The organism is Amycolatopsis sp. NPDC059027 (assembly GCF_042739735.1).
Classification (GTDB): Bacteria; Actinomycetota; Actinomycetes; order Mycobacteriales; family Pseudonocardiaceae; genus Amycolatopsis.
In genome coordinates this window covers 1-13,744 of sequence record NZ_JBHYIK010000035.1, presented here as the reverse complement: position 1 = coordinate 13,744, position 13,744 = coordinate 1, and the positions used below count along the sequence as shown (strand labels likewise).

The following is a 13,744-nucleotide window of genomic DNA, read 5'->3' as shown; positions in this document are numbered from 1 at the left end:
GTGCGGTGGGACCGGCCCGAATACCGTCGGTGGCAGGCCGCGAGCAGGGAGGTAACCCATGCGAGCCCGTGACGTGATGACCGCGCCGGTGATCACCGTGGATCCGTCGACGACGGCGAAGGAGGCGGCGGAAATCCTTTCGTCGCGCGGATTCACCGCTCTTCCGGTGGTGGACGACGACGATCGCCTGATCGGCATCGTCACCGAGGCGGATCTGATCCGCGACCGTGTTCCGGCCGATCCGCGCCATCGTGGCGGCGACCAGCACACGGCCCCCGAGCCGACGGTCGGCGGGGTGATGACCACCCCGGCCACCGGGATGGCGCCGGGCACCGACGTCGCCGACCTGACTCGCGCGCTGGTCGATTCCGGGATCCGCGCGATGCCCGTCGTGGACGGCGCGAAAGTGATCGGCATCGTGACCCGCGGGGACATCGTCCGCGTGCTGGCGCGGGACGACCGCGCGATCCTGAACGACGTCCGGCACCACCTGGGGATCTACGGCGGGCCGGACCGCTGGACCGTGGCAGTGGACGACGGTGTGGTCCGGGTCGTCGACGCCTACGACGACGAAACGGACCGGCACGTGGCGACTTTGCTGGCCCGCGCCGTACCCGGCGTGGTGGATGCCCAGGTCGTCTCCGAACACGAGGGGAGCACCCGATGAACGACACCATCCTGGTCGGAACCGACGGTTCGGACGACGCGCGACGGGCCGTGGCCTGGGCCGCCGAGACCGCGGCCGTGCACGGCGCCGGCCTGCGGATCGTGAGCGCGGCCAACATCGCCGGGCTGTACTACGGTAGCGGCGTCGCGTTGGGCGAGGGCATGCTGAACGACCTCGTCCAGATGACCGAGGACGCCGTGCGGCGCGCGGCGGAGGTCGCCCGCTCGGTGGATGCCGGGATACGGATAGCGACCGAGACCTGGCGTGACGCACCGATACCCCGGCTCATCGAGCTGTCCCGGGACGCGCGGATGCTGGTCGTGGGCGCGGGGCAGGGGGGACTGTTCGCGACGCTGCTGGGTTCGACCACGTCCGCTGTCGTGGCCCACGCGCATTGCCCCGTCGCGGTGGTTCGTGGCCGGGACGGCACGGGCCAGGCCCCGGCGGAAGGGCCTGTGGTGGTCGGGATCGATGGCAGCCCGACCAGCGAACGCGCGGTCGCTGTCGCATTCGAGGAGGCGTCGCTGCGGAAGGCGCCGCTGGTGGCGCTGCACGCGTGGAGCGACGTCGTCTACGACTCCACCCGCGGGAGCGCCCGGCTGCTGCCGCAGCGGGAATCGCTGATGGACGACGAGGAACGGCTGCTGGCCGAGCGGCTCGCCGGCTGGCGGGAGAAATACCTGGATGTCGAGGTCAGCCGTGACCTGCGGCTGGACCGGCCGCGGCACGCGCTGCTGGAGCTGTCCGAACAGGCGCGGCTCGTGGTGGCCGGCAGCCATGGGCGCGGTGGCTTCACCGGGATGCTGCTGGGCTCGACCAGTCAGGCACTGGTCCAGCACGCGCGGTGCCCGGTGCTGGTCGTGCGGCCGGAGGTGACCCGATGACCGCGGTCGAAACGCGAGACGTCGCGCTCACCGGCACGGAACTGTCGCAAGTGGACGCTCAGTGGCGGGCAGCGAACTACCTGTCGGCGGGGCAGATCTACCTGATGGCCAATCCACTGCTGGCCGAACCACTGCGGCGCGAGCATGTCAAGCCGCGGCTGCTGGGGCACTGGGGGACCAGTCCCGGGCTGAACTTCGTCTACGCGCACCTGAACCGCGCGATCGTCACGCACGGCACCGAGATGCTGTTCGTGACCGGCCCCGGCCACGGTGGTCCCGCGCTGCTGGCCAACACCTGGCTCGAGGGCAGCTACACCGAGGCCTGGCCCGAGATCACCCGGGACGCCGACGGGATGTCCGCGCTGTTCCGGCAGTTCTCCTTTCCCGGCGGAGTGCCCAGTCACGTCGCGCCGCAGGTGCCCGGCTCGCTGCACGAGGGCGGCGAACTCGGATACTCGCTGGCGCACGCCTTCGGCGCGGCATTCGACAACCCCGGGCTCGTGGTCGCGTGCGTCGTCGGGGACGGCGAGGCGGAGACCGGGCCACTGGCGACGAGCTGGCACGGCTGCCGCTGGCTCGACCCGGCGCGCGACGGCGCCGTGCTCCCGATTCTCCACCTCAACGGCTACAAGATCGCCAATCCGGCGCTGCTGTCCAGGATCGCACCGTCCGAACTGGACTCGCTGCTGCGCGGGTACGGCTACGCACCGCTGTATGTCGAAGGCAGTGACCCGGCGACGATGCATCAGGCGATGGCGGCCGCTGTCGACACCGCGCTCGCCGATCTGGGCAGGATGCGCGGCACCGGCACGCGCTCCGCGTGGCCGATGATCGTGCTGCGCACACCGAAAGGCTGGACTGGACCGTCCATAGTGGACGGCAAGCGGGTCGAGGGGAGCTGGCGGTCCCACCAGGTGCCGCTGCCGGAGGTCCGGGACAACCCGGAACACCTGCGGCAGCTGGAGTCCTGGTTGCGGTCCTACCGGCCCGAGGAACTGTTCGACGCCGACGGCGTACCCACCGCCTCCGTGCGGGCGCTCGTTCCATCACCCGCGCTGCGGATGGGGTCGAGCCCGCACGCCAACGGCGGCCGGATCCTGCGGCCGCTGGGCCTGCCGGACGTCGCGGCGCACGCCGTCGCGGTCACCGAACCCGGTTCCGTGACCGCGGAACCCACCCGCGTTCTCGGCCGGTATCTGCGGGACGTGTTCGCTCTTTCGGCGGCTCGGCGGAACTTCCGGCTGTTCGGCCCGGACGAGACGGCCTCGAACCGGCTCGACGCGGTCTACGAGGTGACCGCGAAAGCCTGGCAGCTCGCGACGACGGCGGACGACGAGCATCTCGATCCCGACGGCCGCGTGCTGGAAGTCCTGTCCGAGCACCTGTGCCAGGGCTGGCTCGAAGGCTATCTGCTGTCCGGGCGGCACGGGCTGTTCTCGTGTTACGAGGCGTTCGTGCACATCGTCGACTCGATGCTCAACCAGCACGTCAAATGGCTGAAGACGCACCGGAAGATCCCGTGGCGGCGCCCGGTCGCGTCGCTGAACTACCTGCTGACCTCGCACGTCTGGCGCCAGGACCACAACGGCTTTTCCCACCAGGACCCCGGATTCGTCGACCACGTCGCGAACAAGAGCGCCGAGGTCGTGCGGGTCTACTTCCCGCCCGACACGAACACGCTGCTGCACGTGGCCGACCATTGCCTGCGCAGCCGCGACTACGTCAACGTCATCGTCGCGGGCAAGAACGACACCCCGGTCTGGCTTGACGCCGAAGAAGCCGTGCTGCACTGCGCCCGCGGCGTCAGCAGATGGGACTGGGCGAGCGCGCACCCCGGCCGCGAGCCGGACGTCGTCCTGGCCTGTGCGGGAGACGTGCCGACGATCGAGGTGCTCGCCGCCGCGAAACTGCTGCGGGAACAGTTGCCCCAGCTGGCGGTGCGGGTGGTGAACGTCGTCGACCTCATGCGGCTGCAGCCGCGTTCCGAACACCCGCACGGGATGTCCGACCGTGAGTTCGACGCCCTGTTCACCACCGACCGTCCGGTGCTGTTCGCCTACCACGGCTACCCATGGCTGATCCACCGCCTGGCCTACCGGCGGCACAACCACGCGAACCTCCACGTCCGCGGTTACACCGAGCACGGCACTACGACGACGCCGTTCGACATGCTCGTGCTCAACCGCATGGACCGTTTTCAGCTCGTCATCGACGTCATCGACCGCGTCCCAGGCCTGCTCGCCACCGCTGGCGCGTTACGGCAGCGGATGACCGAATCGCGGGAGCGGCACCGTCGCTGGATCCGCGAACACGGCGAAGACCTCCCCGAAATCCGTCACTGGACCTGGAACGGCTGAGCGTATCCGCAACTCCACGACAAACGAGGCTCGAATAAGACTGGCCGCACTTGTTCGTGGATTCCGACCGCGCATGTCGATCACATGTCATGATCAATGTCGGTTGCTTCGACCGCACTATGGCGTTGCCCGCGATCAAGCGTGGCAGTACGCGAGGTACCTCCAGGTCGTTCGACCTCCGCTTCGCTCTGAGCGCTCCGCAGTGTCGCGTGCGTCGGCGAGGGGCCGCCACGTTGCCAGCCGCACGACCACCGACAGCAGCGCGAAAATGGAACAGGTTGTCGTGCGAGCGATCGGCAAACGCCGCTTCCCCGGATCGATCGATGAGCGGCAAGAGCGGACGTTCCGTTTCCGCCGCTCAGCTGCGCGTCGGGTGGTGTGCAGGGTCTGCGGAACATCGAGGTAGCGCTTCCGAGGCAGGCTGGACATTCGCTGACGTTGTGCGCGTGCGGTACCTGCTGCCCGACCGCGCGGACTCCGAGCCGTGCCGGCCGGTGCTGCGGGCGTGTTTCGGGGACGTGCGCCCGGCCCATCCGGCCATGAGGTCGACGCTCGGCTACCCGCTACCTGAGTCTCACCACTGTCGTGGAGGGTGCTGGCCGTAGCCGGGTTGCGAGGGTGGGCCGTAGCCCGTCTGCGGCGGGTATCCGGGCGGGATGGGCGGGCCGGGGTGGACCGGTCGCCGGGAGGCGCCGAGATAGCGGAAGGTCGACGGCAGTGCCGCCAGGATGAGCACCAGGATGTTCAGCACCATTGACAGCAGGTTCAGGACACCGGCCAGCGGGACGATCGCCAGAAGCCGTACGTAGTCCAGGGAGTCCCCGCCGGTCAGCACGGCTATGGACACCAGGGCCAGCACATTGAGCGCCGCGCCGGTCAGCAGCAGGATCGCACCGGCCTTCACGCGGGCGAAGACGAGGATCGAACCCACCAGCAGCAGGAGCACGGTCGGCACCAGATGCCCGAGACCGATCGCGGCGGACAGGCCGAAATCTCGCGTGACGTCGAGGCCCGGCACGAAGGAGGAGCCGTCGATGAGGATCTTGACGATGGCCAGGACGGCCGCGGTGATCGCGGTGCCGCCGGACGGCCGAGCCTGTCCCGGGTACGGGGCGGGGCCCGGCCACCCCATCGTGGGCTGCTGGGGATGTGTCATGCGCTCATCTTGCAGGAAGCGCCGGGGAATCGAGCCGGATGGCCGAAACGGGTCGGCAGGGCTCGGCGGCGTCCCGGTTCTCAGCAGTCAACTGCATCGCGCTGAGAAACGTCCGCTATTCGGCATGTGCGTGCATTCATTGGAATGCGCGATAAGCGGCATGTGAGCGCGTTGCGAGAACTGCGCCGCGAAGCAGCCTTGTCGATCATGCGTTTGAGCGGCTCTCCGTCTGGCTCAAGTCTGTTCGCGCTATAGGTTCTGCGGCACCGCGTGCGGGGCTGGATCATCTCGTTCGTTGTGGTGGATCGCCGCGGTGCCGGCGGATGTGTCGAGCGCGTCCAGATGTTGTTGGGCACGCTCGGCGTCGTCATCCCGGTGCTGGGCCCGGTACAGCCCCAGCGCTTGTTGCCAGTGGTCGCGGGCTTGCTCGTGGTGGCCGAGTGCGTGGTGGGTCTGGCCGATTTCTTCGAGGGTGTCGGCCTGTTTGCAGGTGTCGCCACGGGCGTGGAAAAGGGCAAGGGCCTGCTGGTAGTAGTCGAGGGCCTGGGCGTGCTGGCCGGTGTGGTGGGCGATGTAGCCGAGGCTGCCCAGCGTGTATGCCTCGGTCTCGCGGAAACCGTGGTGGCGGCACAGGGCGAGTGCGGCCTGGCAGTGGTCCCTGGCGTGCTCGTGATCGCCTAGCCGGGCTTGGCTCCAGCCGACCATGTTCAGCGCGTCGGTCTCGCCCGCGAGGCTGCCGTGGGCGTGGAACAGGCGCAGGGCGTGCTCGGCGTGTATCAGAGCCGCACGGTCGTCGCCGCGTTGTTCCCACGCCCAGGCCATGTAGCGATGGACATGTCCCCGACTGTCGGGATCCTCGGCGCGCTCGGCGAGAGCGAGGGCCTGCTGGAGGATCTCCATCGCCTGCTCATGGTGGCCGAGCAACACATGGGCACGGCCGAGGTAGCGGCGGATCAGAATCTGCGCGGCAGTGTCGCAGAGGCGGTCGGCGGCGGCCAGGCCGGCCTGCCAGACGGCAAGGTGGCTCTCGTCGGGCCCCGACTGCCAGCCGACGCTGCGCAGGGCCCACGCCAGCTGCCACACCCGCCGGGGCCAATCCAGTGAGACGGCGAGTTGCTGGGCTGCCAGAAGGTTGGGGCGCTCGGTGTCCAGCCAGGCGATGGCCGCTGTGAGGTCAGCCGGCCGGCGGGGACGGCAGCCAGGCTCTGCCGGGTCGAGCGGGACCGCGGTGAGGTAGGGGTAGAGCAGCCGGTCGACATCGGCGGCGGTGTGCAGGTAGAAGTCGACCAGCCGCCGCAGCGCTGTGTGCCGGTCGTGCTCGTGCGGTGGATGACGCGTGTGATCGGCGGCGAACAGCTTGACCAGGTCGTGCATGCGGTAGCGGCCGGGTGCGGGTTGGTGGAGCAGGGACAACCGTTCCAGCGCCCGTAACGCCTGGACCGCGTCGTGATCGGGCAGGGCGGTGAGACTGGCGGCGGCGGGCAGGCTGATGTCCGGGCCGGGCGCTGCGCCGAGCAAGGCGAACACCCTGGCGTGATCGGCCCGCAGGGCACGATCGGTGCAGGACAGCGCGGCCCGGACGCTGGCGGTGGGGTCGCCGGCATCCAGGGCGTCCAACCGGGATTCGGTGTCGCCCAGTTCGGCGGCGATCTCGGTCAGCGGCAGATCGGGGTGGATGGCGGCGCGGGCGGCGACCACTGCCAACGCCAGCGGGAGACCAGCGCAGCGGGCCAGCAGTTCGGTGACTGCCCTGGGCTCGGTGGCCAGCCGTTCACTGCCCACCCGGCACGTCAGCAGGTGCCGGGCGTCGGTGTCGTCGAGAACGTCCAGTGGCAACGGTGTCGCGCCGTGGGCGGCGACCAGGCCGGCCAGCCGGTCGCGGCTGGTCACGATCACCGCGCAGGACTCCCCGCCGGGCAGCAGCGGGGCGACCTGTTCCGCGTCGCGGGCGTTGTCGAGCAGGATCAGCATGCGCTTTCCGGCGGTCAAGCCGCGGTATAGCGCGGTTTGGGAGTCCAGGTCGGCGGGGATCGCGGCCGGGGCGACGCCGAGGGCACCCACGAGCACGCGGGTGGCCTCCGCTGCCGTCATGGGTGTCCTGTGGGGGGTGAAGCCGCGCAGGTCGACGAACAGCTGCCCGTCCGGGAACCGGTCGGAGTTGGTGTGTGCCCAGCGCAGCGCCAGCCAGCTCTTGCCGATCCCGCCCCCGCCGACCGCCGAAACCACCACCATCCCGCCCTGCCCGGCGGCGTCGAAGGCCTTGTCCAGTACCGCCAGTTCGTCGTGACGGCCGACGAACACCCCCGGCTGGGCGGGCAGGTGCCGCGGCATCGAAGCGGCCAAGCGTGGTGGACCGTGGGGGCTGTCCGAGAACACGCTTCCTGCTGCGGCGGCCAGCAATTCCTCGTACAGGTCCGGTTCCAGGCACAGGGCTTGGGCCAGCTGCCGCACCGTGTGTGTGCGGGGGTTGGTGCGCCGGCCGGATTCGAACCCGCTGATGGCGCGGACCGACACGCCGGAGCGTTCGGCCAGTTGTTGCTGGGTCTGTTGCGCCAGCTGGCGCAACTGCCGCAGCAGTACGCCGAATCCCTCCGCCACAGCACACCCCAATACCCCCGGGTGACCGTCCTCCCGTTGCTCTGCGGCACGGGAACCACATCCCGTGCCGTGGAAGTGGCCACGACGACTAGCCATATATGGCTAGCCGTATGTCCTGTTCCCGCGGCCGATCGTTACCGCATGCTCGACCGTGCCGGGCAGCCCCTCGACGGGGGCTGCCCCGTGCGCCCAGATCGTCGTGGCGCGCGGTACTCGACGGCGATGTCGATGGAGGGGTCATGGCCTCGTGGGGACGTGGACGCACCCGGCTAGCCATCCGAACCCGACCGCGATCGTGTCGTCGCGCGATCGCGGTCGTGCTGGCGATGGCGTTGACGAGCTCGCTGGCGCAGGTGGGAACCTCGTCATCGCCACTCGCGGCAGCGGCGCCGAAACCGGTGCCGCGGGACCTGCCGCTCTTGTCTGTGCCTTCGGCTGGCAAATCGGGCGCCTTGACCGAACCGACACGACCGAAGTCCGACTTCGCCCCGCTGGCGACCGGCAAGCATCCTCGGTTCGACGCGCAACGATCAGCGAAGGACACCGGCGCGGCGCCGCCGACGAGTCTGGTCAGCCCGGTCGACCAGGCCGTGGTGGGCACCGAGACCCCGGTACTGCAGGTCGCCGCCGCCGGTGACGGCGTCCTGTACTGCTTCAAGATCTCCACCGGATTCGATGGCCGCTCAGGCAGCGTCATCGATTCCGGCTGTCTGGACCAGCCACAGTGGACAGTGCCGAAGCACGTGCTGCACGACGGCGCCCGCTACACCTGGACAGCGGCCACCGCACTGCCGGGCGCGACCACGGCGACGCCACCGAAGTGGGTCGGGCACTTCACGGTCAACCAGCGGGTGGGGGACCCGGGCCCGGCGCCGACCGATCATCTGGGCCCGGTGACGGTGAACCTGTTCAACGGCAACGCTCACCTCCAGGCCGCTGGGCCGGCGTTCTCCGCGGTGGGCGGTGCGGCGGGGGTGAATCTGGCCTACAACTCGCGAGAGGGCGCGCCGCATGGGGTGCGTGCCTCGTACTTCAACGACTCCCGGCACGCGGGGACCGCGGATGACATCCCGGTGATGGTGCGTGGCGAGTCCCAGATCAACCTGGACTGGGGCATCCCGTGGAGCGGCAATCCGGACAATCTGCCGTGGCGCGACAACCCGATGCCCGTGGCGCTGGACAAGAACTGGTTCGTCGTCCGCTGGGAGGGCCACTTCAAGGCCCCGGTCAGCGGTGATTTCCGGTTCGCCGGCGGGCACACCGACGGCGCGAAGATCTGGGTCGGCGACAAGCTGGTCTACGACAACCCCACCGCCGCCGAACCCGGCGACGACTTCCTGCTGCCCGGTCCTCACCAGGACCGCGACATCCCGCTCAAAGCCGGCCAGCAGGTACCGATCCGCGTCGAGCTCTATCACCACTCCGACGATCGTCCCCGGATGGTGTTGTGGGCCACCAGCACCACCGGCGACGACACCGCGCGCAGCCACAACCTGCAACCGCAGATCGTGCCCACGGAATGGCTGCTGTCTGCGGACTCCCCGTCGCTGCCGGCGGGCTGGACCCTGGCCGCACAGTCCAGCGCCTACAGCCGCGCGGAGATGCTGGACGGCTCGGTGGTGCTCACCGACAGCGCCGGCGGCAAACACACCTGGGCCAAGCAATCCGCGGGTGGCTACAGCCCACCGGTGGGCGAGGACGGGGTGCTGGCCTTCGACAACACCGGCCGGATCACGGTTACCGAAGGCGATGTCGTATCGGTGTTCAATCCCGACGGCACCCTGGCCGCGGTGTCCTCGGTGCTGGACGGCAAGAAACCCGCCGCTCTGCAATACCTCTACAGCGGCACACCACCACGACTGACGCAGATCAAGGATCCGGTCTCGGGCCGGTCGCACCAGCTGTTCTACAACACCGATGGCAGCGACAACTGCTACGGCGGAGTGTCCCGCCCGCCGGGCGCGGACCCTGCTCCACCGCAGATGCTGTGCCGGATCCGGTACTGGGACGGCACCGAGACCCGGCTGTGGTACCTGATGGGCACCCTGGCCCGGATCGAAAACCCCGGCGCGAACATCCAGGATTTCGACTACACCGGCCGTGCCTCCGCAAAACAGCGCTATGACCAAGCCGGCGACAACGAGGAGGAGAAGCAGAAAGCCCTCGACAGCGTCGGGCCGCTGGCCACGATCCGGGACAACCTGGCCTACGACTGGCTAGCCCGCCAGCCCGCGTCGGCGGACAACGGGTGCACCAACACCGGCGACGTCGCCGCCGCCTGCACGGTGATCGGCTACGACCCCGTGGTCGAGCACTACCCCGAGCCACCCGTCCTGCGCGCGGTCCAAATCCTGGCCCCGGCCCCGGACGGTCGGGACAGCGCACATCGCGCCGAGCACTTCTACCAGTACTACCTCGAACGCAAACAAGCCACCGTGGCCGTGGCCGGGGTGGATGACGCCACCCACTCCACCACAGTGACCTGGGATGACGGCGGCCGCACCCTGGCGACCACCGACCTCACCGGAGCGACTACCTCCACGGAGTGGAACACCAAGGACAAACCCACCGCGACCGTCGACACCAGAGGCAAACGCACCACCAACATCTACGACCACGCCGACCGCCTGACCGACTCCTACGGGCCCGCGCCGGCATCGTGCTTCACCGGCCAAACCCCGACGGCGGCGTGCGCGGCCACGATGCCGCACTCCCATCACGGTTTCGACGAGGGCCTGGCCGGACTGCAGACCGCCCTGTACGACAACCCGTCTCTATCGGGCGTGCCCACGGTGTGGCAGACGGGCATCGGCACCGCCGACGGTTCCCTGGCCAGCAACTGGGACCGCGCGCCACCAGTGGCCAACACCTCCGGCTGGTCGGGTCGGTTCACCGGTGAACTCCAGTTCCCCGCGATCGGTGACTACCACCTCGGCTTGACGGTCGTGGACGGTGTCCGGCTGTGGATCGACGACGTGCTGACCGTGGACGGTTGGACCGACAAGGCGTCCACCACGGTCACCGGCAAATACACCAGCACCGCGCCTGGCGCCTGGCACCGCGTCCGCGTCGACTACTACAACCGCTCCGGCACCACCGGCGCGCTGAACCTCACCTGGGCACCACCAGGTACCAGTGCGGCGATGACCGTGCCCGGCCGGAACCTGGCGCCCCGCTACGGATACGAGACCAGCAAGGCCACCGACAGCACCTCCGGTGGCGGCGTCGAACGCGCGCCGTCGACCAAGACCACGACCGGCTACTCCGACCCCGCCGCGGGGATCGACCCGGCATTCGGGCTGGTGGTGTCCGAAACCAACGACCCAGGTGGGGCGAACCTGTTGCGGCGCAACAGTTTCGAGCGGCCCGGCCAGGGGTATCTGCGCCGGCTGGCCAACTCGCTGCCCGCCGGCGAGATCACCAACCCCGCCCAGCGTGGCACCTCGACCTACTACGGGGACAACGAAACCCGCGCCAACCCCTGCGTTCCCCGTTCGACCGCGGTCAGCCAGGCCGGCATGGCCAAGACCGTCACCGCGGCCAAGAACGCCGACGGGACAGCCAACACGGCCGAATCGGTGTACGACGCGGCCGGTCGCGTGGTGGCGGCCCGGATCAACAGCCAGCCCTGGTCCTGTGTCAGCTACGACGATCGCGGCCGCACCCTGAAGAAGTCGTTCCCGGCGATGGACGGCCAGCCTGCCCGCACCATCACCTACGACTACGCCGTGGGCGGTGACCCGCTCACCAGCAAGGTCAGCGACGACAGCGGATCCACCACGGCCGTGGTCGACCTGCGCGGGCGGGTCGTGTCCTACACCGACGCCAGCGGTGCCGTCACCACCACCCACTACGACCAGGCCGACCGCAAGACCAGCGAGGCCACGACCGTCAAGGGCGTCACCTCCACGGTGACCTACCACTGGAACGACGCCTTCCGCCTGACCAGTGAGGATCTGGACGGGACCACCGTCGCCACTCCCGCCTACGACGCGACGTTCCTGCAAAAAGTGAGCTACGGCAACGGATCCGCCCTCACCATCACCCGCAACGACACCGAGACACCGACCGCCGTGACCTGGCAGGCCTCCGGCTCGACGGTCACCGACACCGTCACCCGCTCCCGCGATCAGCGCATCACCGACGACACCATCACCGACACCACCACCCCTGCCACCACCTACGCCTCCGCCTACACCTACGACGGCGTCGGCCGGCTGGTCGCGGCCACCGTGCCACACCACCGGCTGACCTATGCCTACGCCGGTGACGGCGGCTGCGGGCAGAACCCGAAGGCGGGAGCCAACAGCAACCGCACCGCGTCCACCGACAGCCTCAACGGCGCACCCGCGATCACCACCAGCTACTGCTACGACAATGCCGACCGGCTGACTACCACCAGCGGCGGCACCACCCTGTCGTTCACCTATGACGCCTACGGAAACGCCACCAAGATCGCCGGCGACACCCTGGGCTACGACTCCACCCGCCGGCACATGTCCACCAGCACCGCCACCGGGCACACGGTCCAGTACACCCGCGACGTCACCGACCGCATCATCGCGCGGACAGCCCAGGACAACGCCAAGCCCGCGCAGGTGACCCGCTACGGCTTCGCCTCAAGCTCCGGCGGCCCTGACGTCGTCCTGGACGCCTCCGGGAACCTGGTTCAGCGGGTGCTGACACTGCCCGGTGGTGTCGTGCTCACCAAGAACTACACGCCCAATCCGACCAGCAACTGGTCCTATCCCAATCTCCACGGCGACATCCTGTTCACCGCCGACGGCACCGCCACCCGCACCGGCACGGTCCACCTGTACGACCCGTTCGGCCAGAACATCGACCCCGCCACCGGCGTCATCGGCGACATCCCGATCCCGGCCACCGCCGCGGGGGGCATGGACTTCGGCTGGCTCGGCGAACACACCGTTCCCATCGAACATCTCGCCAGCCAGCAAGCGCTTGAGATGGGCGCACGCACCTATCTGCCCGCCTTGGGCCGGTTCCTGCAAACCGACCCCGTCTCCGGCGGCTCGGCCAACAACTACGACTACGCCAACGCCGACCCCGTCAACTCCTCCGACCTTACCGGCAAATGCGTCGAGTGCATCATCGAGATCATCGAGGGTGCAGAAGGCATCATCGAGTACGCTACTACGGACGACCATCCCGCCAATCCTGCGCCGTCGAAGCCGGTCTATGAGAATCCAGGCCATCATGATCCAAAAGGAGGGCCTAATCCTTACAATCCAAAGAAGGCGGTACTACCTGACGACGCCGAGGCGCAATTCGCGAACAGCGTTGAGGTGAATGGAGTACGATGGACAAAAATCGGCACCGGGAAAAAGGCAGTGTACTACCGTTACTTTAATACCGGAAAGAATGTCTGGCACTGGAGTGGTAGCACTAATGGTGTAAATAGTCGCGGAGAGCCGGTGGAGATTCCCGAGGATGATGTTCCCATCGTCATTAAGAGGGGGCGCTAACGTGCAAATCTTGACCAATGACGGTCGGTTTGGGTTTCTCATTTCTCCGACGGTCGGCCGTGGCATGTTTCGCTTTCAACTCATTATCGATGGCAACTTAATCGGAGATGAGGAGCCATGTTTACTCGGAACTGCGATGAGGCAGCTCGGAAGCATTGCCGATCTGAAGGATCGTCGCCTTGATGCGCTCTCAAGTGACCCAACTTCGGTACTGTTCACTCTGCGTTCCGATGAGGAGCTGCATGACCGCACCACAGTAGCACTGGCGGAGTCGTTCGACTCGTGGCGAATTAACGCTTACCGTCACGAAGGTCGTGTCGTTTTCTTGGCTACCGAGGTGCGGAAAAATGAGCCACCTTCTTTGATCCTGGTGTCAACGGTAGATTTGATCGAGTACAATCAAATTGTGAATTCTGTCCGCTCCTGCTGGGAGAGTCATTAACGGAGCTGTTTACCGGTCCGTGCACCGGATCGGTTTGCCAACCCGCTCCTATCGAGTCGACGGCCAGGCCTCGAACCCCGATTGTCGCCGCCCGGCTATCCTTTGAGGGGGGGTGTGCCGCGGATGTAGGTGGGGGGGGCGAAAAAGAAAGAAA

7 protein-coding genes are annotated in these 13,744 nt (G+C 68.2%); 5 read left to right on the top strand and 2 right to left on the bottom strand.

The genetic code is table 11. The annotated features are described in order from the left end of the window. Nucleotides 1–58: 58 nt before the first annotated feature. From ACFWY9_RS23975 to ACFWY9_RS23965, 3 genes are read left to right on the top strand one after another with little or no spacing between them, the layout of a single operon-like run. Nucleotides 59–667, top strand: coding sequence for an HPP family protein (locus ACFWY9_RS23975; protein WP_378328388.1), 609 nt, complete (start codon nucleotides 59–61; stop codon nucleotides 665–667). Then, on the top strand, nucleotides 664–1,551 hold the full coding sequence (locus ACFWY9_RS23970; RefSeq protein ID WP_378328389.1) for a universal stress protein: 888 nt from the start codon (nucleotides 664–666) through the stop codon (nucleotides 1,549–1,551). Before ACFWY9_RS23975 ends, ACFWY9_RS23970 begins: the two co-directional genes overlap by 4 nt. Then, complete coding sequence (locus tag ACFWY9_RS23965; RefSeq protein WP_378328390.1) at nucleotides 1,548–3,908, top strand: phosphoketolase; 2,361 nt, start codon at nucleotides 1,548–1,550, stop codon at nucleotides 3,906–3,908. Before ACFWY9_RS23970 ends, ACFWY9_RS23965 begins: the two co-directional genes overlap by 4 nt. 574 nt (nucleotides 3,909–4,482) lie before the next feature. Here the strand turns inward: ACFWY9_RS23965 and ACFWY9_RS23960 are convergent. Both ACFWY9_RS23960 and ACFWY9_RS23955 read right to left on the bottom strand, forming a co-directional pair. Then, nucleotides 4,483–5,064: a hypothetical protein gene (locus ACFWY9_RS23960; protein WP_378328391.1), complete on the bottom strand. Its 582-nt coding sequence runs from the start codon at nucleotides 5,062–5,064 to the stop codon at nucleotides 4,483–4,485. A gap of 249 nt (nucleotides 5,065–5,313) precedes the next feature. Continuing rightward, on the bottom strand, nucleotides 5,314–7,662 hold the full coding sequence (locus ACFWY9_RS23955; RefSeq protein ID WP_378328392.1) for a tetratricopeptide repeat protein: 2,349 nt from the start codon (nucleotides 7,660–7,662) through the stop codon (nucleotides 5,314–5,316). Nucleotides 7,663–8,114: 452 nt separating this feature from the next. Here ACFWY9_RS23955 and ACFWY9_RS23950 point away from each other — a divergent pair, with 452 nt between their 5' ends. Then, on the top strand, nucleotides 8,115–13,148 hold the full coding sequence (locus ACFWY9_RS23950) for a PA14 domain-containing protein (RefSeq protein WP_378339966.1): 5,034 nt from the start codon (nucleotides 8,115–8,117) through the stop codon (nucleotides 13,146–13,148). Between the two features lie 10 nt (nucleotides 13,149–13,158). After that, on the top strand, nucleotides 13,159–13,590 hold the full coding sequence (locus ACFWY9_RS23945; protein WP_378339965.1) for a hypothetical protein: 432 nt from the start codon (nucleotides 13,159–13,161) through the stop codon (nucleotides 13,588–13,590). The last annotated feature ends 154 nt before the right edge of the window (nucleotides 13,591–13,744 follow it).

Bases quoted from the DNA above. Each gene is read 5' to 3' on its own strand.
- ACFWY9_RS23975 (WP_378328388.1), top strand. From the start codon at position 59: ATGCGAGCCCGTGACGTGATGACCGCGCCGGTGATCACCGTGGATCCG.
- ACFWY9_RS23970 (WP_378328389.1), top strand. From the start codon at position 664: ATGAACGACACCATCCTGGTCGGAACCGACGGTTCGGACGACGCGCGA.
- ACFWY9_RS23965 (WP_378328390.1), top strand. From the start codon at position 1,548: ATGACCGCGGTCGAAACGCGAGACGTCGCGCTCACCGGCACGGAACTG.
- ACFWY9_RS23960 (WP_378328391.1), bottom strand. From the start codon at position 5,064: ATGACACATCCCCAGCAGCCCACGATGGGGTGGCCGGGCCCCGCCCCG.